At 52.1% G+C, this 26391-nt stretch carries 22 protein-coding genes and 1 tRNA gene; 16 read left to right on the plus strand and 7 right to left on the minus strand.

What is annotated here, in order from left to right:
* Positions 1-113: 113 nt before the first annotated feature.
* On the plus strand, positions 114-4052 hold the full coding sequence (locus AB3G37_RS02100; RefSeq protein WP_369790872.1) for an enterobactin synthase subunit F: 3939 nt from the start codon (positions 114-116) through the stop codon (positions 4050-4052).
* A 74-nt stretch (positions 4053-4126) separates the two neighbouring features.
* Here the strand turns inward: AB3G37_RS02100 and AB3G37_RS02105 are convergent, their stop codons facing one another.
* The 3 genes from AB3G37_RS02105 to fepD are packed head-to-tail and all read right to left on the minus strand — an operon-like array spanning position 4127 to position 6926.
* Complete coding sequence (locus AB3G37_RS02105) at positions 4127-4927, minus strand: ATP-binding cassette domain-containing protein (protein ID WP_369789560.1); 801 nt, start codon at positions 4925-4927, stop codon at positions 4127-4129.
* Entirely contained in the window at positions 4927-5958 is a 1032-nt protein-coding gene (gene fepG / locus AB3G37_RS02110; RefSeq protein WP_369789561.1) for an iron-enterobactin ABC transporter permease, read from the minus strand. The genes AB3G37_RS02105 and fepG overlap by 1 nt, the downstream gene beginning before the upstream one ends.
* Positions 5955-6926, minus strand: coding sequence for a Fe(3+)-siderophore ABC transporter permease (gene fepD / locus AB3G37_RS02115; RefSeq protein ID WP_369790873.1), 972 nt, complete (start codon positions 6924-6926; stop codon positions 5955-5957). Before fepD ends, fepG begins: the two co-directional genes overlap by 4 nt.
* A 321-nt stretch (positions 6927-7247) precedes the next feature.
* Here fepD and entS point away from each other — a divergent pair, with 321 nt between their 5' ends.
* Entirely contained in the window at positions 7248-8516 is a 1269-nt protein-coding gene (entS, locus tag AB3G37_RS02120; protein ID WP_369789562.1) for an enterobactin transporter EntS, read from the plus strand.
* Here entS and fepB read toward each other — a convergent pair.
* Entirely contained in the window at positions 8503-9459 is a 957-nt protein-coding gene (gene fepB / locus AB3G37_RS02125) for a Fe2+-enterobactin ABC transporter substrate-binding protein (protein WP_369790874.1), read from the minus strand. The two genes, entS and fepB, sit on opposite strands and share 14 nt — an antisense overlap.
* A gap of 197 nt (positions 9460-9656) precedes the next feature.
* Here fepB and AB3G37_RS02130 point away from each other — a divergent pair, with 197 nt between their 5' ends.
* The 4 genes from AB3G37_RS02130 to dhbA all read left to right on the plus strand — a co-directional run bounded on the left by AB3G37_RS02130 (position 9657) and on the right by dhbA (position 14176).
* Complete coding sequence (locus AB3G37_RS02130; RefSeq protein ID WP_369789563.1) at positions 9657-10847, plus strand: isochorismate synthase; 1191 nt, start codon at positions 9657-9659, stop codon at positions 10845-10847.
* Positions 10848-10916: 69 nt separating this feature from the next.
* Positions 10917-12545: a (2,3-dihydroxybenzoyl)adenylate synthase gene (locus AB3G37_RS02135; RefSeq protein ID WP_369789564.1), complete on the plus strand. Its 1629-nt coding sequence runs from the start codon at positions 10917-10919 to the stop codon at positions 12543-12545.
* 3 nt (positions 12546-12548) lie between these two features.
* Positions 12549-13418, plus strand: a complete 870-nt coding sequence (locus AB3G37_RS02140) for an isochorismatase family protein (protein WP_369789565.1) — start codon at positions 12549-12551, stop codon at positions 13416-13418.
* A complete protein-coding gene (gene dhbA / locus AB3G37_RS02145; protein ID WP_369789566.1) occupies positions 13418-14176 on the plus strand; it encodes a 2,3-dihydro-2,3-dihydroxybenzoate dehydrogenase in 759 nt (252 codons plus the stop codon). The genes AB3G37_RS02140 and dhbA overlap by 1 nt, the downstream gene beginning before the upstream one ends.
* Positions 14177-14275: 99 nt before the next feature.
* On the opposite strand, the gene AB3G37_RS02150 is transcribed toward dhbA, so the two are convergent.
* Both AB3G37_RS02150 and AB3G37_RS02155 read right to left on the minus strand, forming a co-directional pair.
* A complete protein-coding gene (locus AB3G37_RS02150; RefSeq protein WP_369789567.1) occupies positions 14276-15199 on the minus strand; it encodes a glycosyltransferase family 2 protein in 924 nt (307 codons plus the stop codon).
* A gap of 530 nt (positions 15200-15729) precedes the next feature.
* A tRNA-Ser gene (locus AB3G37_RS02155) sits at positions 15730-15832 on the minus strand.
* A gap of 49 nt (positions 15833-15881) precedes the next feature.
* Between AB3G37_RS02155 and AB3G37_RS02160 the strand changes: the two genes are divergently transcribed.
* From AB3G37_RS02160 to AB3G37_RS02190, 7 genes are all read left to right on the plus strand, one after another.
* Positions 15882-16766: a ParA family protein gene (locus tag AB3G37_RS02160; protein ID WP_369790875.1), complete on the plus strand. Its 885-nt coding sequence runs from the start codon at positions 15882-15884 to the stop codon at positions 16764-16766.
* Positions 16759-18138: an SPI-7-type island replicative DNA helicase gene (gene dnaB-PI / locus AB3G37_RS02165; protein WP_369789568.1), complete on the plus strand. Its 1380-nt coding sequence runs from the start codon at positions 16759-16761 to the stop codon at positions 18136-18138. Before AB3G37_RS02160 ends, dnaB-PI begins: the two co-directional genes overlap by 8 nt.
* Positions 18135-19661 (plus strand): ParB family protein, encoded by a 1527-nt coding sequence (locus AB3G37_RS02170; protein WP_369789569.1) that lies wholly within the window; start codon positions 18135-18137, stop codon positions 19659-19661. Before dnaB-PI ends, AB3G37_RS02170 begins: the two co-directional genes overlap by 4 nt.
* A 48-nt stretch (positions 19662-19709) precedes the next feature.
* Complete coding sequence (locus tag AB3G37_RS02175) at positions 19710-20294, plus strand: DUF2857 domain-containing protein (protein ID WP_369790876.1); 585 nt, start codon at positions 19710-19712, stop codon at positions 20292-20294.
* Complete coding sequence (locus AB3G37_RS02180) at positions 20291-20545, plus strand: hypothetical protein (protein ID WP_369789570.1); 255 nt, start codon at positions 20291-20293, stop codon at positions 20543-20545. Before AB3G37_RS02175 ends, AB3G37_RS02180 begins: the two co-directional genes overlap by 4 nt.
* Before the next feature lie 90 nt (positions 20546-20635).
* Positions 20636-21820 carry an STY4528 family pathogenicity island replication protein gene (locus tag AB3G37_RS02185; RefSeq protein WP_369789571.1) on the plus strand — a complete coding sequence of 395 codons (1185 nt, stop codon included), beginning with the start codon at positions 20636-20638 and terminating at the stop codon, positions 21818-21820.
* Between the two features lie 100 nt (positions 21821-21920).
* Positions 21921-22643: a PFL_4669 family integrating conjugative element protein gene (locus AB3G37_RS02190; protein ID WP_369789572.1), complete on the plus strand. Its 723-nt coding sequence runs from the start codon at positions 21921-21923 to the stop codon at positions 22641-22643.
* Between the two features lie 138 nt (positions 22644-22781).
* Here AB3G37_RS02190 and AB3G37_RS02195 read toward each other — a convergent pair whose 3' ends face one another.
* Positions 22782-23231: a hypothetical protein gene (locus AB3G37_RS02195; protein WP_369789573.1), complete on the minus strand. Its 450-nt coding sequence runs from the start codon at positions 23229-23231 to the stop codon at positions 22782-22784.
* 26 nt (positions 23232-23257) lie between these two features.
* Between AB3G37_RS02195 and AB3G37_RS02200 the strand changes: the two genes are divergently transcribed.
* The 3 genes from AB3G37_RS02200 to AB3G37_RS02210 are packed head-to-tail and all read left to right on the plus strand — an operon-like array spanning position 23258 to position 26259.
* Positions 23258-23749 (plus strand): STY4534 family ICE replication protein, encoded by a 492-nt coding sequence (locus AB3G37_RS02200; protein ID WP_369789574.1) that lies wholly within the window; start codon positions 23258-23260, stop codon positions 23747-23749.
* Positions 23750-23792: 43 nt separating this feature from the next.
* On the plus strand, positions 23793-24983 hold the full coding sequence (locus AB3G37_RS02205; RefSeq protein ID WP_369789575.1) for a nucleoid-associated protein: 1191 nt from the start codon (positions 23793-23795) through the stop codon (positions 24981-24983).
* Positions 24976-26259 (plus strand): hypothetical protein, encoded by a 1284-nt coding sequence (locus AB3G37_RS02210; RefSeq protein WP_369789576.1) that lies wholly within the window; start codon positions 24976-24978, stop codon positions 26257-26259. Before AB3G37_RS02205 ends, AB3G37_RS02210 begins: the two co-directional genes overlap by 8 nt.
* Positions 26260-26391: the final 132 nt, after the last annotated feature.

Consider the following 26391-nt stretch of genomic DNA (forward strand, 5'->3'; position numbering starts at 1 on the left):
GTTTATTTTTCAGGAGTATCAGGGTGCAAGACATCACTTCAAAGCTACAAATATCGCAGCCGCAGAGCTTAAAATCGCGGACTTCACAAGATACTTCCTCCCGCCGCGATGCCATGCCGCTGGTGGCCGCACAGCCGGGCATTTGGGTTGCCGATCAGCTTTCTCCCCACGATAACGCCTATGCAGTGGCCCACTATATTGAACTTGTCGGCGAGATTGACCGTGAAATTCTGCTGCAAGCTATCGCTCAGGGACTGTCCGAAGCCGATACTTTGCGTATGCGCTTTGAAGAGCACGACGGAGTGCCGATGCAGTGGTATGACCGCGCCACCGCGATCCCGGCGGTGGAGTGTGTCGATCTTTGCGATCGCGCCTCGTTGAATATCTCCGCTCAGCCTGATCGACAAAGTCAGAGTCAGGATCACGCCGCGCTGGCGTTAATGCATGAGGATCTTAATGGCCAGTTACGCGTTGCCGATGGCGGGCCGCTGTTGCGTCATATTCTGATCCGCGTCGCGCAAAACCGCTGGTTTTGGTATCAGCGTTATCATCACGTTATCGTCGATGCGTTCAGCTTTAACGCCATCACACGCCGAATTGCCCACCTTTATACCGCCCTTTGCCAGCAAACCATGCCGGAACCAGCATCTTTCGTGGCGTTTCGCGACGTGGTTGAAGAGTATCAGCGGTACGAACAATCCGCCGCCTGCCAGCGAGATAAACAGTTTTGGCTGGAGAAAGCGCGCCAGTCGCCGCCAGCGGCCAGCCTTAGTCCGCTTCCGTTAGCGGGGCAGACGCCAACTACGCATATTTTCCGTCTGTCACAGAGCTGCGATCGCCAACAGTTTGCCCAGTTGATTGTGGCCGGAGAGGCGCACAAGTTGACGCCTGCCGATATGGCGCTGGGACTGGTTGCGCTGTGGGTGTCCCGTTTGAGCGGGCAAAGTGCATTTACTGCCGGATTTATCTTTATGCGCCGAATGGGTTCTGTCGCGCTTTGTGCCACGGGTCCGGTGATTAACGTATTGCCGGTGGCCTTTAATGTAGAGCCGCAGCATACGCTGCTAGAAGTGGCGATTGAGGTGGCTCGTGAGCTGAAAAAGGCCCGTCGCCATCAGCGCTACGACGCGGAACAGATCCAGCGCGACGTCGGAGGCGTGGGTGATGAAAAGCCGATGTACGGCACGGTTTTCAACTTCAAGATGTTCGACTTCCGACTTGATTTCAATGGCATAAATGGTGTTACACACGAGTTGTCGTCTGGCCCGGTGCGTGATCTGGAAATCGCCCTGTATATCGATGAGTCCGGGCAACTGACAGTCGATGTGCTGGCGAACGCCGAACGTTATCAGCAGCAGGAGATTGAAGCACATTTACAACGTTTGCCACTCTTGCTTGGTCAGTTTGCCGCGAATCCCGCTTTGCTCTCGGGTGATGCAGAGATGTTGACGGCCGCCGATCGTGAACTGATTACACGGGTGAACGACACCGCTTTCCCGCTGGCCGAGAACACCTTGAATCGGTTATTGCAACAGCAGTCTGAGGCGACGCCGCACGCCCCGGCGCTGGCTGATGAGCAGCACCAATTAAATTATCGTGAAACGCGCCAGCAGGTTGTGGCTCTGGCGCAGCGGTTGATTGAGCAGGGCGTTGCAGCGGGGGATATCGTAGCCGTGGCGTTGCCTCGTTCAGTCTTTCTCTCACTGGCATTGATGGCGATTGTCGAGGTCGGAGCGGCTTATCTGCCGATGGACACCAGTTATCCTGACGATCGCCTGGCGATGATGCTGGAAGACGCCTCTCCGCGCCTAATCATCACTGACAACAGCCAGCTGTCACGTTTCGCTCATAAAGGCAACGTGATGATTTACGATAGTTTATTAGACCTGAGATCAGATTTACCTCAGGAATTTAAGGGACCTTCAGAAAATCATCCGGCTTATCTCATCTTTACTTCAGGTTCGACCGGCAGGCCGAAAGGCGTGGTGGTGGGTCATCAGGCGATCGTTAACCGACTGCTGTGGATGCAAAACCAGTATCCGCTGGGCTGCGACGACGTAGTGCTGCAAAAAACGCCGAGCAGTTTTGATGTTTCGGTGTGGGAATTCTTCTGGCCGCTCGTTGTCGGCGCGAAACTATTCATGGCACCTCCTGAGGCGCACCGCGACCCGGAACAGCTCCAGCAGCTGATCGCCGCCCATCAGGTTACTACCTTGCACTTTGTCCCATCAATGCTCGCGGCCTTTGTCAGCACGCTGGAAGAGGCTGAATCTTTGAGAAATTGTGCCTCGCTGCGTCAGGTTTTTTGCAGCGGTGAAGCCTTGCCCGCTGAACTTTGCCGCCTGTGGCAGCGCCGTACCGGTGTGGCTTTGCACAACCTTTATGGTCCGACCGAGGCGGCGGTTGATGTGAGCTATCACCCAGCCTGGAGTGAATCTTTAGCCGCAGTGCGCGGCGCGAATGTGCCTATTGGTTTGCCGGTCTGGAATACTGGTTTGCGCATTCTCGACGCACGTCTGCAACCGGTGCCGCCGGGTATTGCCGGAGATTTGTACCTGACCGGTGTACAGTTGGCGCACGGTTATCTGGCACGGCCTGACCTCACGGCCAGCCGTTTTGTTGCCGATCCGCTGGGCCAGGGAGGCCGGATGTATCGCACCGGTGACGTGGCGCGTTGGCTGCCGTCCGGTGCGGTGGAATATCTGGGGCGCAGTGACTTTCAGCTGAAGATCCGCGGCCAGCGCATCGAGCTCGCGGATATCGATCACGCGCTGCTTTCGCTGCCGGGCATTGTTCAGGCGGTGACCCACGCTATGGCGCTGGGCAATGGCGGGCAAGAGGCGACCAGTGGCGATGCGCGTCAGCTGGTGGGTTATCTGGTGGCGCAACCCGGTGTCCGTTTGGATACTGCGGCTCTGCGCGGACAGCTCGCCGATCTTCTCCCTCCGCACATGGTGCCGGTGGCGCTGGTCGAGTTGCCAGATTTGCCGCTGAGTGCGAATGGCAAGCTAGACCGTAAAGCCTTACCTCAGCCCGAGGCGCAGCAGCAGACGGCAGGCCGTGAACCCGAAGCGGGGCTTGAAACCCTGATTGCTCGCGCGGTTGCGGGTTTGCTAAATCGTGAGACTGTGTATGCCGACGACGATTTCTTTGCGCTCGGCGGTCATTCGCTATTGGCGATGCGCCTGGCCGCGCAGCTGCGTCGTGAGCTGGAGCGCCCGGTTAGCGTCGGGCAAATTATGGTGGCATCAAAAGTTGAACAGCTTGCGGCGCTGCTTGGCGAAAAACAAAGTCAGGCCGAGGTTGATAACTGCGGATTCGAGGCGGTATTACCGCTACGCAGTGGTAAGGGGCCTGTCCTGTTCTGTTTGCATCCGGCCTCTGGTTTTTCCTGGCAGTTCAGTGTGTTGCCGCGTTACATCGACCAGCAATGGTCAGTGGTCGGTATTCAGTCGCCTCACCCAGACGGGCCGCTGTGCTCAAGTCAAAACATGGATCAGGTGTGCGACGCGCATCTGCAAACCGTGTTGAGCGTGCAGCCGCACGGCCCGTATCATTTTATCGGCTACTCCCTGGGCGGGACGCTGGCGCAGGGAATTGCCGCGCGTTTGCAGGCTCGCGGAGAAGAGGTTGCTTTCCTCGGCCTGCTCGATACCTATCCACCCGAAACGCAAAACTGGGACGTGATGCTTGACGACAACGTGCTTAAAGAGATCCAGCGCGAGCGGCAGCAATTTATTGCGGTTTCAGAAGAGGCGCTGGACCCCGCCGATAGCGGCGATAAAAGTGGCATGTTTGATAAAATCGAGGCCAACTACGCCGACTCGGTGCGATTGCTGTCGGCGACTCGCACCGCGTATTTTAACGGGCAGGCGACGCTTTTTGTGGCGAAAAGAACCCTGCAGGCCGGCATGGACGTGCAGCAGACTTGGTCAGAGTATGTCAACGCGTTGCAGGTTCACGAGCTGGACTGTGCGCACGTCGATATTGTCTCGCCTGCGTCGTTTAAGGTATTAGGACCGCTGCTCAACAGGCTCCTGCGCGCACTCTAAATACCTTTCATCTTTCACGCTGCGGCGAAGTCTGATTCGCTGTAGCGTGAAATCTATTGAGGGTAAATTTTTAATTAAGCTCGATGTCCCAAAGGTATCACCAGCGGGGTATGGGAAATTGGGCAATCGATGATGTGACAGCGCAGGCCAAATACTTGCTCAATCAACTGCGGCGTGACGATTTCTGCCGGAGCGCCTTCGGCAATAATCTGGCCGTCTTTCATGGCGATCAGATGACCCGCATAGCGACAGGCGTGATTGAGGTCGTGCAGCACCACTACCAGCGTGCGATCGTTTTGTCGGTTTAATCGACACATTAATTCCATTAAATCAATTTGATGGGCGATATCTAGCCAAGTGGTGGGTTCGTCCAGCAGTAATAAAGGTGTTTGTTGTGCCAACACCATGGCAATCCATACTCGTTGGCGCTGCCCGCCCGATAAATTATCTACCAGACTGTCGGCCAGTTCATAAACACCGGTTGCGCGCATTGCTTCATCTACCGCCTCAGAGTCTTTGCGACTCCAGCGGCTAAATAAGTTTTGATGAGGATAACGCCCGCGAGCCACTAGATCGGCGACGCTGATATCCCCCGGCGCGATAGAACTCTGCGGCAACAATCCTAGCTGTTTGGCGACCTCTTTGGTCGGCACCTCGTTAATCATTTTACCATTCAGCCATACCGCTCCCGTTTGCGGCTGCATCAAACGGCTAAGCGTGCGCAGTAATGTCGATTTTCCGCAGGCATTCGGGCCGATAATTACCGTCAGCTTGCCTTCGGGGATCGCCACCGACAAATCTCGGGCGACGACTTTTTTTTCGTAGCCGAGGGTGAGATTTTCTGCCCGTAAAGGGGATAAAGATCGATTGCTCATTAGCGTCGTGATTCTCGAATTAACAGCCCAATCAGATAGATACCGCCAATGCTGACGGTTAATATCCCGACGGGTAATTGATAGGGAAGGAACATGCGCTGAGCAAGAACGTCGGCGGCAAGCAGCAACAGGGCCCCGGTCAGCGCCGCAAAAAGCAGCGGCTGTTGATGACTGGCACACAGGCGGCGGGAAATTTGCGGGGCTACCAGGGCGATAAACGAGATTGGACCTGCTATCGCCGTGGCCGCTGCGGTGAGGGAAACGCCGACCAACATTAATAGTAGTCGTGCACGTTCCACCGGCACGCCCAGAGCGCAGGCAGTATCATCCCCCATTTCCAGCAGGCGCATCCTCCGGCATAACCATTGTGCCAACACTACCGCGACTATCATTACAGCAATGGCGGGCAGACTCTTTTGCCAGCTGATGCCGTTGAGCGAACCTGCACTCCATAACCCGGCGGTCAGGGCCGATTCTAAAGAGGCGTTGATAATAAGCCAGGTGTTGGCTGCCGTCAGCAGGGCGCGAATGGCAATGCCGACAATGATCAGCCTGAAAGTTTCTACCCCTTTGCGCCACGCCAACCAATAGACGAGTAACCCGGTAAAAATGCCTCCGGCCATAGCTCCGGCGGTGATCTGATTAATGCTGCCGTTAAACAGCACGATGATTATCAGCACGCCGGTGTAAGCGCCGGAGTTGAAACCAATGACGTCTGGGCTACCCAGCGGGTTGCGCATCAGCGATTGAAAAATAGCCCCGCTGATGCCCAGCGCTGCGCCGACGATCAGCGCTATCGTTACCCTCGGCAAACGCCACTGGGTCACAATAATGGATAGATTATGGGGACCTTCACCGCGAAGGGCATCGATCACCTGATGAGCGGTAAGTGAAAGCGCGCCGCTGCCAAGAGCGTAAACTGCCAGCACCAAGCAACACAACACCAGTGATAGTGCGATAAATAAAGGCCGCGTTAGACGGCTTTTTTTCGCAGCCAACGACGATTGGCCAAGTAGCGAATTTATGCTCATCCCCGGCTCAGTCCGTTATGACGGCGGACCAGCCAAATCAGCACCGGCGCACCGATCAGTGCCGTGACAACCGAAACTCTAAGTTCGCCAACAACTAACACTCTTCCTGCTAAATCCGCCGCCAGCAGCAGAGAAGGGGTGAGCACTAGTGTCCATGGCAGCATCCAGCGCGGAGTGGCGCGTGAAACACGTCTGGCGATGTGCGGCATCATCAGTCCGACGAAACCAATCGGTCCAACGGCGGCGGTCGCACTGCCACAAAGCAGGGTAATAGCCAGCAGGCCGGCTAACTGAGTTAGAGCAATACGCGTGCCGAGCGCGGTGGCAAGTTCGCTGCCCATCGTTAGATTATTTAGCGCGCGGCTTATCAATAGCGTCAAAATTGTGGCAACTAAGATCGGCAGCGCCACGGTATGGATCACTGACAGGCTGCGAATATCCAGCGAACCCGCCTGCCAGAAGCGCAGCTGATCAAAAGCCAGCGGGTTAAGTAAAGAGATCCCCGAAGACATCCCTTCAAGCACTGCGCCGAGTGCGACACCAGCCAGCGTGAGGCGAACAGGATTTAGCCTTCCGCGACCCAGCGCGCCAATCATTGCCACCAGCAGCGTGGCGACCATCGCGCCACCGAAGGCATACCACAAGTATTGATCGATGCCAGTCGCGCCAAAAAAGGCGATGCCCAGCACCACTGAGAATCCGGCCCCGGAATTAACGCCAAGAATGCCGGGATCGGCCAGCGGATTGCGCGTAAGAATTTGCATCAGCGCGCCGGAAAGGCCCAGCGCAATGCCCGCCAGGATGCCCGCCAGCGTTCGCGGCAAACGCGCATCGTGAATAATCACACAGTCGGCGCTGGCACACTGGCCTTGCAAGGCGGGCAGCACGGTATCAAGAGGAATGGATTTTTCACCTATCGACAGGCTGAGCGCCACCATCGCCGCCAGCAGGAGGAGCGCGAGCAGCATGCCGCCCATCTGGCGTGAACCAGAAGAAAAGAAGGGTGAAGATGCTGAGGAGGTGATTAGACGAGACATAGCAGCCTTTTTATTACCAGGTATCTTTTAAACTTCAACGGCTTTGAAGACCTGACTGCGATTTGAAATCTATTGAATATGTTCATTATCGAAACGGTCCGTCGAATCAAAAAAAGTATGAATGTTAATGATATTTATTATCGTTATTGATTTCATTTGTATATGGTAGCATGCCTCAATGTTCTGTTGCAGTCCTCTTGAATCGGGATCTTGTTGCTGCAACCCCAGTAACCGTTGGATTATGAATTTGCCATGGATAAGCCCTCGATTTTATTGAATTTTAGTTTGCTAAAGACCCACCCTGTTTTTCGTTCCGTATTCTGCGCGCGCTTTATTTCAATATTGGCTCTTGGCCTGCTTGGCATCGCCTTGCCGGTGCAGATCCAGGCGCTTACCGGCTCGACGTTGTTAGTCGGTTTAGCCGTTACGCTGGCCGGTAGCGGCATGTTTGTCGGATTACTGCTGGGCGGTGTGATGGCTGACCGTTACGAGCGCCGTCGTTTAATATTGTTCGCCCGTTCCACCTGCGGTATGGGTTTCATCGGCTTGTGTATTAACGCCACACTGCCTGCGCCATCTTTATTCGCTATTTACGTCCTGTCAGTTTGGGACGGATTTTTTGGTGCCGTTGGCGTTACGGCATTATTAGCCGCTACGCCTGCGCTGGTGGGGCGTGAAAATCTGGTACAGGCCGGTGCATTAAGCATGCTGACCGTGCGTTTCGGCTCAATTCTTTCTCCTGCCATTGGCGGTCTGATTATTGCCAGCGGCGGGGTAGTGTGGAACTACGGACTGGCTGCACTGGGCACTCTGCTGACGTTAATCCCGCTGCTGCGTTTGCCGAAATTACTGCCTCCTCCGCAGCCACGCGAGCACACGTTAAAATCGCTGATTGGCGGCTTTAGTTTTTTATTGCGTAATAAAGTGATTGGCATGGTGGCGCTGATTGGCGCCCTGCTGACAATGGCCAGTGCGGTGCGCGTGCTTTATCCGGCGCTTTCTGGTCTCTGGCAGGTGGATGCTTCGCGGCTCGGGCTGATGTATGCCGCCGTGCCGCTGGGAGCTGCCATCGGCGCCTTCACCAGCGGTCGCGTGGCCAGCGTGGCTCGTCCCGGTTGGATGATGATGTTGACTGCGATTGCAGCCTTTGTCGCCATTGGGCTGTTCAGCCTGATGCCGTGGTACAGCACCGCGCTACTATGTTTGGTGGTGTTCGGCTATCTCACGGCGATTAACTCTTTACTGCAATACGGCCTGATTCAGCGCCTGACGCCTGACGATTATCTCGGCAGGGTTAACGGCCTGTGGACGGCGCAGAATGTTATCGGCGATGCGATCGGCGCACTGTTGCTGGGCTCGATGGGGTCGGTGATGCTGCCTGCAATCAGTTCGGCCAGCTTTGGATTTGGCGCAGCCCTCGTCGGGTTGGTGCTGGTGTATTCGCTGCGGGCACTGCGAGAGTTGAGCAACGGTGGGCTAGAGGAGATTCGCCAGCCCACCAAACCAATTAATGGCCGCTAAACTGCGTTTCCAGCTGCGTCAGTAAATTATTGGCGCTGTAATAATCCAGCCGGAAGGTGTCGTTACCCATGGCGTAAACCTGTTTGTTTTGTACCGCAGGCAGGTGGCTAAGGAAAACGTTACTTTCTACGCGTTGCGCGTCAGTTTTATCCCCGGCAAACAGCAGCAGCGATTTACCGTTGAGCCCTGCCGCTAAATTCTCGCCTGATAGTTGAATGATGTCTTTGCGAATACCCTGAGTGTGGCCGCTGGCGGCGTTCGCTGGAGGTTGCGCCAGCGTGAAGCCGAGCTGCTGTAGCATTTGCCCCTGTGGCGACGCCGGTGTCCAAAGATTGGCGGCCTTGCCATCTGGGCGATAAACCAGCGCAGAAATCGGCTGCGGTGGCAAATGCAGGCTTTGTTTCAGCGTTTTTTCTCGCTGGTCAAAGCTGGCCACGACTTTAGCGGCATCGGCTTCTTTACCGCTTGCCTCGCCCAGTTCTGCGGCCAATTCCTGCCAGCTTTTATCATCGTAGTTAACCACTATCACTGGCGCTATTGCCGAAAGCTGAGACATCAGCTTCATGGCCGAATCCCCACCCGTAGCCGAAATCACAATTAAATCCGGTGCCTCACCGGCAATCGCTTCGGCGTTAGCTTCACCGATATATAAAGCTTTCACTCCACGCTGTTTTGCCACGCTGCCCCATTGACGGAAAAAGCCCTGATCGTCAGCGATGCGGGTATTGGGGCTGGTGGCTCCGCTGGCAATAACTGGGGCATTAATCGCCAACAAAGTGCCGGTGACAGTCACGCTGGTGGAGACAATCCGCTGTGGCGGATGCTGCAAAATAAGGGTCCCGTGTGAGGTTTTAATCTGGCGTGGCCAGCCGTCAGCGGCGTGCGCAGCAGCCAAAAAGCCCCAAAATACTGCTAAAAACGCCATAAACAGGCGAAATTTCATCCACTTCATGTTCAGACCTTAAAAGTAAGTTACTAACGATTTCAATAGATTAATGTCAAATGCATGGCAGATGAATTATGCCAGACCCATTTTTCACGCATTGACACTGATAAACGCATCACGTACTTTAACGCGATTAAATACAAATGATAATAATTATCATCCCAATTATCATTATATTGCATGGGAGTTTACAGATGGATACTGTGATGAAAGAACGTGATGTCTTGGGCGAAGAGTCAGTCAACCCAGTCGAACTTTCACCTACCTCGGGCTTTTTCTTTACCTCTGCCTATCGAAGCCTCAGTACTGAGGGATGCCTGCTAAAAGTTACTGCATCAGCGGCCGATGGCGATGCCATTGACGGTGAGTTTCAGCGGGCTATCAAGACAGCTTTTATCGATGCACACGCCGCAGGCATCAAGCATCCAGTGCTGTGCGGGGCGATTCCTTTTGATAAGCGCCTGCCTTCGGCGCTGTTTGTGCCACAGAAAACTCAGTGGCTGGATCGCCCATCCGCAATGGCGAGCGCAATGAGAACGGATAGCCCGCTGCCTGAAATAGAAAGCAAAACCGAGCTACCTGCTCAAAACATTTTTATGCAGATGGTCGGGGATGCCGTACAGGCAATGAATGAAGGGCGTCTCGACAAGGCCGTGCTGTCACGATTGCTGGAAATCAAAACCCGCAACCCGGTGTCACGCGATGCGTTGATGAACCGCGTAGTGGCGCAGAATCCCAACGGCTATCACTTCCACGTACCTCTTGAAAAGGGGGTGTTGATCGGCGCCAGCCCAGAGCTGTTGCTGCGTAAACACGGCAATCAGTTTTATTCCAATCCTCTTGCCGGCTCGGCGCGGCGCGAAAGCAGTCCACAAAAGGATGAAGAGGTCAGCCGCCAACTGCTGAACTCGGGTAAAGACCTTTATGAGCATCACATTGTGATTGAGGGCATGCGCAAGGTACTGGCTGAACGCAGCCATTCTTTGCAGTCTCCTGATTCTCCTGAATTATTAAGCACGCCAACTCTGTGGCACCTATCGACGCCTATCAAAGGTGAAGCACGAGATGCGCGAGAAAACGCGCTGTCGCTGGCCTGTTTGCTACATCCGACACCGGCGCTGTGTGGCTCTCCGACAAATATTGCCCGTGATTTGATTGAGCAATTGGAACCCTTCGATCGTGGCCTGTTTGGCGGCATCGTCGGCTGGTGTGACGATCGCGGAAACGGTGAATGGGTTGTCACTATCCGCTGCGGCACCGTTGTTGAAGATCAAGTTCGGCTGTTTGCCGGTGCGGGCATAGTCCCCGACTCTTCGCCTGAATCTGAATGGCATGAAACCGGCGTCAAATTAAACACCATGCTGCGCGCATTCGGTTTGCATTAATTTCGAGAACACCTCTGGAAAAGTAAGTTTTAAAACTGAGCTTAATAAAATAGGTTTGAGAGAATAACTATGAGCATTGCTTTTAACTCCTGGCCCACCGATTTAGCCAAACGTTATCGCGAACGCGGCTATTGGATTGATCAGCCGCTGACCGACATACTTGCGCGCCAGGCCAACAATGACAGTATCGCGATGATTGATGCTGCTGGCAGTCTGTCTTATCGTGAATTGAATCAACAATCTGACCGGCTGGCAGGTGCGCTGCGTCGCCGTGGGCTGGCTTCCGGTGATACCGCATTGGTTCAGCTTGGTAACATCAATGAATTCTACGTAGTATTTTTTGCACTGCTGAAAGTCGGGATTGTGCCGGTTAACGCGCTGTTTAGTCATCAACGCAGCGAACTACAGTCCTACGCTGGCCAGATAAAACCGTCGCTTGTCATCGCCGATCGCAATCACGCGCTTTTTGGCAATGACACCTTTTTGAATGAGTTTCTCGTCCAGCATTCTTGTGTACGCCAAATCGCGCTGCATAACGAGGACAAGCCTGAACAATCATTAAAAGGGTGGATCGCCGAGCCGCAGGGCGATTTTATCGCCTCGCCAACCGCCGCCGATCAGGTGGCTTTTTTCCAGCTTTCCGGCGGCAGCACCGGCACGCCAAAGCTTATCCCGCGCACGCACAACGACTATTACTACAGCGTCCGCGCGAGCGTCGAGGTGTGTCATTTCGATACCGACACCCGCTATCTTTGTGCTTTGCCCATCGCCCATAACTATCCAATGAGTTCTCCGGGCGCGCTTGGCGTGTTCTACGGCGGCGGGCAGATGGTTTTGGCTGCTGACCCAAGCGCACAGTTGTGCTTCCAGCTAATTGAAAAGCATAAAGTTAATGTAACTGCATTGGTTCCGCCTGCGGTCACGCTCTGGTTGCAGGCTATTGAAGAATGGGGCAGCAATCAGGCTTTGGCTAGCCTCTGGCTGTTGCAGGTGGGCGGAGCCAAGCTGGGTGAAACGCTGGCTGCGCGCGTCCAGAATGAAATGGGCTGTCAGCTGCAGCAGGTGTTTGGCATGGCGGAAGGGCTGGTCAACTACACCCGTCTCGACGATAGCCAGCAGCATATTTTGACTACTCAGGGTTATCCGATGTCGCCAGACGATGAACTTTGGGTGGCCGACGAACAGGGTAATCCGCTGCCCGCCGGTGAAGTTGGGCGGCTGATGACGCGGGGTCCTTACACCTTCCGAGGTTATTTCAACAGTCCCGAGCACAATGCAGAGGCCTTTGACGAAAACGGCTTCTACTGTTCTGGTGACCTGATTTCACTGACCGCAGACGGCTACGTCAAAGTAGAAGGGCGGCTTAAAGATCAGATCAATCGCGGCGGTGAAAAAATCGCAGCCGAGGAAATCGAAAACTTGCTGCTGCGCCATCCCGGGATTATCAACGCGGCGCTGGTTTCCATGCCTGATGAACTGATGGGTGAGAAAAGCTGCGCATTTATTATTACTGATACTGAGCTGAAGTCCGCTGCGTTGCGCCGCCACCTGCGCGAGCAGGGCATTGCTGAGTTCAAACTGCCTGACCGCTTTATCCGCGTTGATCAACTGCCGCTCACTGCGGTCGGAAAAATAGATAAAAAACTTTTGCGCCAAACTTTTGAAGCGCAGCCAATTGCACAATCCTCTGGAGAATAATTGATGGCTATTCCAAAACTTGAATCCTACGCCTTGCCGACTGTGGCAGAGCTGCCAACCAACAAGGTGAAGTGGGAGCTTGAGCCCACGCGTGCGGCTTTGCTGATCCATGACATGCAGCAATATTTTTTAAACTTCTGGGAAGAAGACAGCCCGCTGATTAAGCAGGTGGTTGAAAACATTGCCAATCTGCGCCGCTACTGCAAAGCGCAGGGCATTCCGGTGTTTTATACCGCACAGCCGAACAATCAAAGCGATGAGGATCGTGCGCTGCTTAAAGATATGTGGGGGCCGGGCCTAAACAAGCATCCAGAGCAGCAGGCAGTAGTGGTGGCGCTTGCCCCGGATGAAGACGATCAGGTGCTGGTAAAATGGCGTTACAGCGCCTTTCATCGTTCACCATTACAAGAAATCTTGCAGGAAACCGGTCGCGACCAGCTGATTATTTGCGGTGTCTATGCGCATATTGGCTGTCTGACTACTGCTATTGACGGCTTTATGCGTAATATCCAGCCGTTCATGGTTGCCGATGGCCTTGCCGACTTCTCCCGTGATGAACACCTGATGGCGCTGCGTTATAACGCTGGCCGCTGTGGCCGCGTGGTGATGACGGCAGACTTGACCGGTGCAGAATCCAGGCCTGGTTATGCCAGCAAGGAACAGCTGCGCAACGAAATTTTGCCGCTGCTGGATGAAGACAGCGAAGATTTGCAAGATGATGACAATTTGATCGATTACGGCCTGGATTCGGTACGTATTATGGCGCTGGCAACCCGCTGGCGTAAAATCCGCGAAGATATTGATTTTGTCGTGCTGGCTAAAAATCCTACTCTTAATGGCTGGTGGCAGCTGCTGTCCGGAGAAAAAACCTGATGGAAAATAGTTTGGAGTTTGCCAACAAACGCGTATGGGTGACCGGCGCGGGGCAGGGCATTGGTTACACGACCGCGCTGGCCTTCGTTAAAGCCGGGGCCGAAGTTATAGGCTTTGATCGGCATTTCGGTAGTAGTCACTATCCTTTTCGCACTGAAGTGCTGGATATCACCGATGTCAAAGCGGTGCGCGAAGTGTGTCAGCGTGTGTTGGCTGAAAACGATCGACTGGACGTGCTGGTCAATGGTGCGGGTATTTTACGCATGGGCGTCACCGATGAGCTCAGCGATGATGACTGGAATGACTGTCTGGCAGTCAATGCTGGCGGGGCTTTCAATATGTTTCGCCATACGCTGCCGGTTTTTCGTCGCCAGCAGCATGGTGCCATCGTCAGCATCGCCTCCAATGCGGCACACGTTCCGCGCATTGGCATGTCTGCCTATTGTGCTTCAAAAGCGGCATTGCGTAGTTTGTGCCTGAGCGTGGGATTGGAAATGGCTCCTTTTGGCGTGCGCTGTAACCTGATTTCTCCTGGCTCTACCGACACGCCGATGCAGCGCGGCATGTGGACCTCGCCGGAAAGTGAGCAGAATACCATCAACGGTTTCCCGGAACAGTTCAAACTGGGCATTCCTTTGGGGAAAATGGGTAAACCGCAAGACGTGGCCGATGCTGTGTTGTTTATGGCTTCTGACCGCGCAGGGCACATTACCATGCAGGATATTGTGATCGATGGCGGTGCGACTCTCGCTGCCTGATAGATTACTGCTCTTTGGCTTACAATAAAAAACCCACGGAAATGAACTGCACCCCAAAAGTTGGATACCCGACTAAGTAAGGTGCAGTTTTTTATGGGGCTACCAGTGGCGAATCAACTTTTTGACCTTGATCAGTTTGCGCTTATAGCTAATCCGAACATTGGGATGCAGCAGGAAAGGCAGCATATCCACGTCCTCGATATTCTGTTTGATCGAGCCTCGATCCTTCCATTTTGAAATCGTCAAATGGTTGCGATTAACAAATTCTATCCAATGGCAGACCTGAAGGAATCGAAACTCTCCCTGCAGCACTAAAGACATTTGATCCAACCCTTTTCTGCACAGATGTATTTTCTCTTCACTGATATCGCTAGACAGCGTATTACCGTGCTTGAAGTACAAATAGGGGCCGGTTGCAGAAAGGTAGATTTTTTTGCAGCTCTTTAATACCTCAGGGAAAGCGAAAGAATCTTCGTAGCAAATATAGTTAGGGAATTTGCAGTGCAAAAGAATACTGCGCTTAATAAATTTGCCAATAAAGTGTGCCTGGAATGCCTGATGAATCAGATATTTTTTTATCGCAGCGTTGGTAGTAATCGGTTTGGGTTGCAGTGCTTGGCTAACCGCAGGCACGTCATTGTTTCTGACTTCGGTCAGGCGAGTGATAAGCATGTCGGGGTGATGGCTGCCAAGAAAATCGATGACTTCAATCATGGAGCCAGCCTGTAGCTGGTCATCGCCATCAACCATGGTGATATATTCGCCCTGGGCTTTGGAAACGCCGAAATTCCTGACCTTACCAATATTTTTGTAGGCGACGTTATACAAGATGACATTGCTTTGGCCCTTGGCGAACTGCTGGTAAATATCGCCGGTGGCATCGGTGGAAGAGTCATTTATAAGCATGATCTCACACTGAGAGAATTTATCCCCCAAAGCCAGTTTGATTGAGTCAAGGCATGATGTTAAGTGCTGAGCACAATTATGCGCCGTGACTATTACACTCAAGTCATATTGTTTCATCTATATAATTTCTTAGTCGCTAAAGGAACCACTTTGGGTTGAGCCACTGCGTCAACAATCAGTTTAGCATTCTGGTTGCTGACTGCCTGTCGGGTTATTTTAGCAAATTCAATGAGGGTTATGTCACAAAGCCGAAACAATTCTCAAATGTTTAATAAAAATATCAGGCTGAGGCCATTAATTTAGGCAGGACTTATCGTTAGATAAATTTAAATGGTGAAAATTTTCAGGGCGTTGCGTTTGAAGTGGTAGGGGCGAAGAAGTGACTGGTGGGAAGAATCTGAAAGCAAAAAACCCGCCGAAGCGTAACACCGTTCACTTAAGATGTTTTGAGTGAACGGTCGCCATAGGCGGGTTCTTCTAAATAGGGTGCCCGGACTCGGACAAAAACGTCGGGAACGTTTTGAACAGCGCTTGCGCTGGCCCGTTAGGGTGAGTCTCATGGATGAGACGAATAATCGAACGCAGTTCGATGGAGAGTCCGGATCTCTGAAAGCAAAAAACCCGCCATAGGCGGGTTCTTCTAAATATGGTGCCCGGACTCGGAATCGAACCAAGGACACGGGGATTTTCAATCCCCTTGCTGAGACTTTAGGTTTGATTTTTTCACCGGATTTCATGCAGTAAACGGGCATTGACGGAATACGCAGGTGTACACCCGAACTAACTTCGGATGTGCATGATGAAAATACTTCCCGTAATTTCCACCAAAGGTGGAGAAGGCAAATCTACGCAAGCCGCAAACCTCTGTGGCTTCCTCGCTGATGCAGGACTGAAGACGCTTTTAATCGATGGCGACTTCGGCCAGCCCACTGCCAGCAGCATCTATCAACTCACCTACGAAGCGCCGTGCGGCATATACGAACTGCTGATGCAGTCGGTAGATCTCGGCGATGCCAGCAACATAATCTCCAACAGCTTCATCCCTAATCTCGACGTCATCATCTCCAACGACCCTCAAGCCCACTTACTCACTGCAATGTTGCACGCGCCGGATGGCCGGTTGCGTATGCGCAACGTGCTGCAGCATCCGCTGTTCAATGAGTACGACGTCATCATCATTGATTCACAGGGCGCGCGTTCGGTGATGCTGGAGCTGATTGCACTTGCCGCCACCGACACCACCATCGGCATAGTGAAGCCGGTGCTGCCAGACATCCGCGAGTTCCTGCGCGGTGCTATCGCGATGTTCGAACAGCTACGCTCACTCTCCTCCTACGGCATAGCGCTTCCGGCGATTCGTATTCTGGTGAATTGCATGGATTACACCTCGCTGGCCAAAACCACGCTGGGCCAACTTGAGACGATTGTCAGCGAAGGGAAATATAGTCCCTACGCTGACGAGATCCCTGTGTCGCTGCTGAATACCCAAATCTACGATCTCGACATCTATAAGGCAGGCCACTTTGCTGGCGAACCTGCACACCGGTTAGAAACGCAGACGCGCCGCAAGAGTGATTCAGCACTGCAAACCATGCACAACCTGGCGTGTGAATTGTTCCCGGAATGGCGCGATCAGTTTGATGCGCTTCTTTCACGTTCTGTTAAGGAGGTGAACCATGTCTAAGTCCAGCAATTACCCAATCGATATGCCGCATTCCATCGATGCTGAGCAGGCGGTGCTGGGTGCGCTAATGCTCGATAACGATCGCTGGGATGATGTGGTTACGCTGATTCATCGTGAAGACTTCTTCTCCGGCCCGCATCGCGCGATTTTCAAAGGTATCGACGAACTGGCCAAAGGCAACAGCCCGTTCGACCTAATCACGCTCAGCGAACTGCTGGAACGCCACAACATCATCGATCAGTGCGGTGGATTTGCTTATCTCGCCGAGCTGAGCAAGAACACGCCGAGCGCCGCCAATATCCTCGCCTACGCGCGGATAATTGCCGAAAAGAGTCAGTTGCGTCAGCTGTATGTGCTTGGCAATCAGCTAACGCGCGATGTGCAGCTTCCCAACGCTGCCGCCAGCAACATCACCGAAGTCGCAGAAAGCCAGCTGTTCAACCTTGCCGAGAAAGGCCATGCGCGTCAGCACCAGGAAATCACCGTTCTCGATGGCATGTCACAGCTGCTTACCCGGCTAGAAGAGACGACCGGCGGCAATGGCATCACCGGTACGCCGTCGGGTTTTCGAGAGCTAGACCAGATGACCTGCGGTTTGCAGGCGGGCGATTTAATTCTGCTGGCCGCGCGTCCCTCGATGGGTAAAACGGCGCTGGCATTGGCGATGTGCGAATCGGCGCTGGATGCGCTGGAGAGCAATTTAGTCTTCTGCTTCAGCCTGGAAATGCCCGCCGAGCAGCTGATGATGCGGCTGGTTGCAATGCTGGGCCAGGTTGAGCTGAATTTGCTGCGCAGCGGCCAGCTCGATGATGAATGCTGGGCCAGAATCAGCATGGCGATGGAGCGCGTCACTGCCTGGAAAGACCGGCTGATTATAGATGAAAACAGCGATCAGACTCCGGCGCTATTACGTGCCCGCGCGCGGCGTTACATCCGTAAATACGGGCAACCGAGCCTGATTCTGGTCGATTACCTGCAACTGATGCGTGTACCTGAACAGGAAAACCGCACGCAGGAGATTTCAGAGATCTCGCGTTGCCTGAAAGCGCTGGCCAAAGAGCTGAAATGTCCGCTTGTCGCGCTATCCCAGCTCAATCGCCAGGTTGAGTCGCGTCCTAATAAGCGGCCAAACAACGGCGATCTGCGCGATTCTGGCGCGCTGGAACAGGACGCCGACCTGATTCTCTTCATCTATCGCGATGAAGTTTATAACGAGAATTCCACCGAAAAAGGCATCGCCGAAATCATCATTGGCAAGCAGCGCCAGGGCCCTATCGGCACCGTTAAAACCGCCTATGATGGCCGCTACACGCGTTTTTCTAATGCTGAAAACAACTCTTATCACTTCGGTTATGGGAGGGCTCAGGCATGACAGCGATGGCAAAACAGCGCACAACCGATCTGACAGATGCGCTTTTAAAACGCGGTCGTCAGGCTGAAGCAACACTAACCGTGGCAACGCCAGATGCGCCTGGCAGCGAAATGCCAATGGTGCTGACGCTGGATCAGTTGCGCCCCAATCCAGATAACCCACGAACCAGCCGCAATCCACGCTTTGATGACATCAAGGCGTCGATTCGCGCGCGCGGCCTCGATACCGTGCCGAAAGTCACAATCGATCCCGACAACCCCGGCTCTTACATCTTCAGTGACGGCGGCAACACACGTTACCAGGCGCTGAGTGAACTGTGGGCAGAAACGCATAGCGAACACTTCTACCGCGTGCATTGCCTGTTCAAACCGTGGCCTGGTCGCATCAAATGCGTGATTGGCCACTTGGCGGAAAACGAGCTGCGCGGCGAACTGAGCTTTATCGAGAAAGCGATCGGCATCCGCAACGCCCGCCAAATCATTGAAGATGAATCGGGCAAAGCGGTTTCCCTGCGTGAACTGGCAACGGCGCTGACAGAGCAAGGCTATCCGGTTAGTTACTCCAGCCTGAGCCGCATGGACAGTTGCGTCCGTCATCTCTATCCACATTTACCGGCGCTGCTGGAGTCGGGTCTTGGCCGTCCGCAGATCAACGCGTTGTTGGTACTGCGCAGCGATGCCGAGAAATTGTGGAATCATTACGCGGCTGAAGCCAAACCGGAAGTGACGTTTGAAAACGTGATGACCAAAGTGTGCCCGCATTTTAATTCGCCGGAGAGCTGGTCGCTGGAGATGTTCCGCGACGAGTTTATCGGCGAGCTGGTCAGCGCGTTGCCACATCCATCGCTGAACTACGACCGCTGGCTGATTGAGCTTGATCCCAGTGAACAAAACCGTCGCCAGCTGTTTGGCGAACCTGAACCGGTTGCACCGCAGCTGCAGCAGCAAAACCAGCAGCCTGAACCGGAAGCAGCATCGCGCGTGCCTGCGCAGGTTCGCAAGCCAACGCCACCACCAACCACACCAGGTGTTGCCAGTGGCAACACTTCCGAACCGAATTCCACTGTTGCCACTGGCAACACCTCCGAGCCGGGTTCTGCTGTTGCCACTGGCAACACTTCCGGGGCAGTTTCTGATGTTGCCAGTGGCAACACTCAATCAGCCCCACCGGATTTCTGGTCCATCCCCACTCTGCAGGATGACGCCGATCACCTCCGCAATATCGCCTTTCGCCTTGCCTTTGAACTAGCCGATTCGGACAGCGATGGCGAAGCCGTCATTCCGGATAACGGCGCTAATTCGGGGGGCTATCGCATTGACGAAGAACTCAGCGCCTCGCCGATTTCATGCCTGCTTTCCTCGCTGGCTGGCGGCGCATGCGATGAAGACCTACCTGACCTGATGCGCGAGCTGCTGATCGGCAGCAGCGATGCCGAACCGCGCTTTGATAATGCCCTTACCCAGACGTTTATGAAATTAATCCGCACGTTGCGGCGGTTGCGCGAGCTGCAACGCCAGAGCTGAGCGGCATGTTTAGTCGATTGAGATTACTGAAAACCGGAGATCACGATGATGAGTAACAGCTTGTCTCAGGCCACCAACGGCCTGCTTACCCAGTTAGTGATGGAACTCAAGTCAGCCTACATCCGCCGCTGCGAAGCGCTGGGTTTGATGCCAGAAGAAATGCAGATGCTTCATGGCCTCACCATTGAAGATCTGCACTACCTGATGAACAGCCCGGTATCGGTGCTGACCTTCCGCATCCATCACGAAAACCTGTCGCTGATGTTGCAGCAGGCACGGCGCGAGCAAAGACGCCTGCAGCGCATCGACCGCGCGTTGGCGCTCAACGGCTCTATCGAATTGATGCAGCACTACTTTGGGCTTTCGACGGTAGAAGTTGCCGCACGCCGCCGCATGGCCGGTATCGAGGTGCGTAAGGGGCGCGGCGTGGTGCTCAACGATGAAGACAACGCCGAGATCTGGCGCAAGTGGCAGAAAGCCAGCATTGACGATATCGACAGCGCCGATGGCCTCGACGTCATGATGTTGTGCGCTGAACAGATGGATCTGTCATTAACCGCTATCTGGCACGCCGTGCATGGCTGGCACAGCAACAAAAAGCCAGAGCCCGCAGCAATGCGGAAGATGGCATGAGCCAACGCAACCAGACGCTGACTGAAGGACTTGTCGCGCCGGTCAACGTGCCAGAGCCCTGCCGCCGCAAAGCGGTGAGGCAGCTGACGATGTTCCGGTGCGGTAAGAACAACTTCACGCGCATCAAAGCGAACGGAGCGGACTATCTCAAAATCGACATTGGCCTGTTCTGGCGGCTGTTAAGTAAAAACAGCGGCAAAGACTGGGAACTGATGACGCATGAGAGATACAGCAAGGCGATCTGGAAATAGCGAGTGTTGTCACTCTGTATCCCGCGCGGGGTGCAGCAATAACAGCATTCACCCGATGGCACGTAGCGATCGGCGGCAAAAGGAAATGACATGAATCTCCCCTCTGACAGCTTAATCGCTTTCACGATGGAAAAAATGCAGGCGCGCCTTGCGGAAAAATCCAGTGACGATGGCGTCTCGCAGCTGCGCAGCGGTTTACTCTATCTCGGCAATGTTCAGGATGCTTACCCGCGCCAGCTGCTGCTTGATACGCGGCTCTCACCGCTCGATAAAATGGCGTGGATGATGATCAGGCTCTACGCGCAGCAAAACCACGGCGCAGTATTCCCCAGCTATGACGAGCTGCAGCTGCAGCTTGCTTCCCCGCATAAAGGTAAGGCATCGCGCGAAACGGTCAGCCGCGTGCTGCTGATGTTGCGGCTTACCGGCTGGCTCAGCCTGTGCAAGCGCGTTCGTGACGATCAGGGACGCGTGCGCGGCAATATCTATGCGCAACACGACGAACCGCTAACCTGCTGTGACGCCGAAATCATGGACCCGGCGTGGCTCGATACTGTCGCTGAAGCGTGCCGCAGCGGCAATAAAACCATCAAGCAAACCGCGCTGCAGGTGCTGGATGAAATTAAAAATGACCCGCAGATGCGCCACTGCAAAAGCCATATTAGCCAGATCGAAAGTCGTCTGGGCAAGCCTCAAACGCCCCAGGAAATGGCCGCAGCCAGGAAGCTCACTCACCCCAATTCGGTTTCCGAACCGGGTATACAAACACCGAGTTCGGAAGCCGAACCCAGCATACCGGCGCATTCAAATTCACTGAGTTCGGTTTCCGAACCCTCGCTGATACCAAGGCTTCGGCCCGGAGTTCGGAATCCGAACGGTAACGTACGTTGTTTTACACAAGGTGTGAAAAAAAACACGTATACACCGGCTACGCCGTCATCGGAAATCATCCCCGAACGCTACCGGCAGCGCTTCAGCCAGGAAGATCTCGCCATGCTTGAACACCGGCTGGCAGCATTGCCCGTTGAGCAGTCGCAGCAGCTGCTTCACCAACTTGGCCAGAACCTCGATGCCGGTTCAATCCAGAACCCAACCGGCTGGCTGCTGGCGATCATCAAAAAAGCGAGAACCGGCCAGTTCACTCACGTTGCTGATTCGCCGTCTGTCACCGCACCGACCAAACCGGCACAACCTGAACCAACGACGAGAGCAACCAGCTCCGCCGCTGACATCGCCGGGATCGTGCAATCGATACGCCAACGTCTGAACAGCTAACGAGCCAGATAACTGGCAGTTGTGTGAATGGTTTTACGATAGATGTTGCCTTAACGCTCCTGAAAACTGGCGCAGCATCATCAACTATATGGAGTGGGAAATGGCTGAAGAAAAGAACGAAACCGATACGGCCAAAGCGGGCGCGTTACGCTCCTCTTTGACCATTGAACTGCACTCGCATTATGCGATTCGATTATGGGAAGGCCGCAGACGCCAACCTGATGACCTGCGCGAACGAGGCAGGCCGCAAATCCTCAGCATGCCGCGTGTGATTCAGCGCGCCGGTTTGATGAGTCGTGACGCTGAGGGCGACAATCCTTATGCAGATATGGCGCTGTTGAAGCTGGAAAACGCGCTGGATTTGGCGACCACAGAGATCCAGAAGTTAGTGGATGAGCTGGAGGCGACGCTCAAAGCTATCCCCGCGCGGATCTCACTGACAGATGTCTCGTCAGTGTCGCCGCTCAATATTGGCGTCTTCAGTCGCACGCCGCTGGGTTATCGCTGCGTCTGGCTGCTGGTTGGTTACGACCAATTGGCGATGAAGGTGTTTCAGGCATCTCATTACGGCCTGATCAGCGGCAAAGAGCGCGATGAAATGCTCAGCAATGGCGGCCATCTGGTGCGTAAAGTGTATGGCGTTGCGCAGCATTACCGTTCGTTCGCCGTAACGCGCGCAGATCTGGAGCAGAAGACGGTGATTGCCAGCGAGGCCGTCAAGCTGCTGGGCGATGTTTATCCGGAGGTGATGACGGGGAAAATGCTCTCTACCTTTTCACCCAACCTGAAAAAGCTGGCGGAAAATAGTGAAGCTTCTGAATAACTTTCTGGCGCTTCAGCAAAGCCTTTTATGTCCTCAGCGATGCTGATAAGGTTAACAGGCTTCGATGTAGCACCCCGTGACTGCGGGATGGTTGGATGTCTTTTACGGGGACAGAAAATCATCAGTCCGGCAGGCAAATCACCGCACATCCGATTTGGTCTGTAAGGCGCACGCCCTCCGTGAAAACCGCGCCGGAGCTTCAACTCCCGGAGTAACGAATACACCACCGGTCTGCGTGCAGGCCCTGAGCGCTGGCAATTGCTGGCGCTTTTTTATTTTCATTCCCGCAAAACTACTTAATCGCTGACATCCGCTTTTAGCGGAAGGACACTGGAACGGCATTATTGTTGTTGTCTCAACAACCAGCCAATGTTTCAGCAGCCTGAGAGAGACGCTTAGGCGGTTGCCATCTAAAACTTCATGACCTGAGAGAAGTGCTGCTTTTGCAGTGGTCGATCCGCTCAACCTCTTAATGCGGATGTCACCTGTGTGATGAGGTTCTTTGTACTGACCAGCCAGCGCGGCATAGCTATCCGCGCTTCCTGACGGAAAGCATTTATCCGTCAGGGATGAATGTTTCTCCGTCACTATTTCCCACTCCTGGAGTAAACATCATGACTGCTACCACTACCAACAACGCTGCAAACAACACCATCAACACTTCTACTAAAGCTGAATACTTCAATCTCAACATCAAGGGCCTGGGTTATCTTAGCAATATTCGCAGAATTGAAACCCTCACTGGCAGCTTCCTCAGCGTGGTGATTAATGCTCTGAGTGGCCCCACTGACAACCCTACCTATGTACGCTTTGATGCCACGGTCGCCGGTAAGGAAGCAACGGACCTTATAAGCCGCTGCCAGAAAGCCGTAGACGAGGACCAGAAAGTGCTGCTTGGGTTTACCCTCAGCAACCTGACGTCAGACATTTTCACGCTCAACAAAGGTGATCATGCAGGCGAACAGCGGGTTAGCTTGAAAGCCAGACTGATTAAGGTCGATTGGATAAAGATCGGCCAGCAGATGGTCTATAAGGCAGAAAAAATCGAAACGACTCCACCGAGCTATGCTGAAGAGCATCGCTCATATGCTAAAAATTCCTTTTAGCATAAACAAAACGCCGTGATATGTGTCACGGCGTTTTTCTTCAATGAGCAAACACTACTCTTCAGAAAATTTTAACTATGTAAGCAGTGAACTTGGTGTTATAAAAACAAAAAATAAATTTCTTTTTCACAAGGACAGTAGAATGTCATTTAAACTTCGTCATTGCGTCATCCATGATTTGATTAAAGAGTCTGGGAAGCAGGCAGTTGAGACTAAAATTAAAACTAAAGTTCTCCCAAATAATGATATCTATGTTCAAACTTTGATTGAAGAGCTTTATGGCCTTATAGGGAAAAAGGAAAGCCAGGCTGCTCGTGGCACTTTTGATTCTAATATTGATGTTTATAAAGTACCTGCAGCTTTTAATAAATATTATGAAAGCAATTCAACTAGTGAAGATTTCATTTCCTTCTCCAAAACATGTATGAATGAGCTTTCCAAGCAAGCAAAAGACCCTCACAGAATAGCAGCGAGTGGTGGAGCTATTGTGTTCTCTCATTTTGAAGTTAAAGGTTCTAATTATTTTTTGGTAACAATGATAAAGCAAAAAGATGCTTTAGGTTTGAATGATGATTTAATACCAGTTAGAACTGTTGAAATTGATTTATCTAAAATTCATCAGGCAGCAAGAATAAATTATGATAGGTACTTCAACCATATAACATCTCAGGATGAAGATAAGCCTAATTACTTGGCCTTCGTAAGTCCCAAGTCAAACATTGATGCTTCTGGTTACTTTGTCTCGGCTTTAGGATGTTCGGATAGTTTGCCGCCTTCAAAAGCAACCGAATTAGCTTTAACGGGAGTAAGACAGTTTTTTGAAGCCAACGTTGATCTTAAGCCCTTTAAACAACCAGCCTATGAGGCTGTTTTCACTTACTTGAAGGAAAAAGCCAATGGGGAAACTGCGAGTATTAATGATATTGAACATGTCGTCCGTGGCATAGTCCCTCCAAAGCTTGGGGATGTTATTAACAATCTATCTGAATTTCTTAATAGTGACGATATCGGATTGCCTAATGAATTTGGCGTTAGCCAAGCTACGCTTACGAGGCGTTCCCGTGTTAGAACTAAGTCAGATGGCTGGGAATTGGTCTTCGAAAAAAGGGTATTAGGTACAAGAGATGGTGCCGATATTAGATATGTTAAAGCTGAAAATAAAATCATCATATCTAATCTAGATGATGACACTAAGGCCAAAATTGAAAAAGCCTTGGAAGAGAAAAATGGCTGATTTCAATGAGTTCAAGCTTTTAGTTAAACTTTACAGACTTCTTAACAGGCCTGATTTCGACAACAATCAGTGTACCTTTAATGGCATTTTAGCCCAGGATGCACATGCCATTTTGAATGAGATTTGGTCAAATGGTAGTTCATTATCAGAGTTTACATTGCTTAATGGTGATGATGAGATTAGCACGGCATTTGGGGATCCATGCCCTCAATACTCCAGCGATGTTGTTAAGCTAACAATTGTGTTTCCTTCAGGTGATTACACCTTCAAGAAAAATATATCATCTTATCTTCAAGGTGATAACCATTTAAATAAATCTGAAGCTTCTCATAATGTTTATTTATCAGAAGAAGATTATGACTTCTCAGAATCAGATGAAAATATTACTGGAGAGCTTAAGTCTGCTTTAGAATTAGCTAAATTAATCAATGGGTTGAAGTTGTTAAGCTCTTACTATTATGATGATAAGATATCTGGATGTCTAAATTTGGTTTTCATTGACTCAAATCCAGAGATAAAAGATACAAGTGCCCCAATAGTAATCACCCCGAGGATAACTAGTGAGCATTTAAAAAAACAACTTGATAGTGTTGGTGTTATTGACAGTATTATGTCCTCCGATGCAGACAGGTTGCACAAAGAAGAAAAATCTTCATTATTTAGGGTTTCAATCCTAGAACTTTTAAATATTGAACGAAACGGTGTGAATCCCTTTGATAAAATCGTAAACAATTGGGATGTTTTATTGAGTATTTACAGAGGGAACTTTGAAGCTTATCTAACTAAGTTTTCTTTCTTAAAGCAAAAGAAGGCTGCGTCAGAAAATTATATTGAATTGTCTTCGAAAATATCATCCTGTTTATCAGGGATATCAGGTAAGTTATTTGGCCTTCCTGTATCACTGGCTGTTCCCTTGGCTATACTCAAGTCAAAGGATTCTTTTGAATCCCTGCTTCTCTTGCTAGGGGTTTACGCTGCATCACTATTGATTTTTATAACAACACAAGAGCAAAGAAAAATAATAAATGCCATAAAGTCCTCTATTGATAGTACGTTTAGTTACTCTGAAGCAGATAATGGAAGCGATCTATCTAATTTAATAAGCAGTCAAAAACTAAAGCTTAAATCTCAAGCAAATAAACTAAAATTTTGGATGATTGTTTTTTCTTTTGTTGCTTGGCTTCCTAGTTTTATATCAACACAAATTTATTTCACAAAGTTCATTACTTTCGACAGAGTTGAAAGCATCTTAAGTTATTTGCACTCACTTATTTAGCTCATCTTGGAAAGGCAGTAATTTCAAGGTGCTTTAATTTAATAACCCACATTTCTACTTTTTCATTCATTCCTCTCACTTTAACCATCACTCTCCATTTATTTCCAGCTCATAGTTTCAAGGTAATTTAGG

Source organism: Rouxiella sp. WC2420, from assembly GCF_041200025.1.
GTDB lineage: Bacteria > Pseudomonadota > Gammaproteobacteria > Enterobacterales > Enterobacteriaceae > Rouxiella.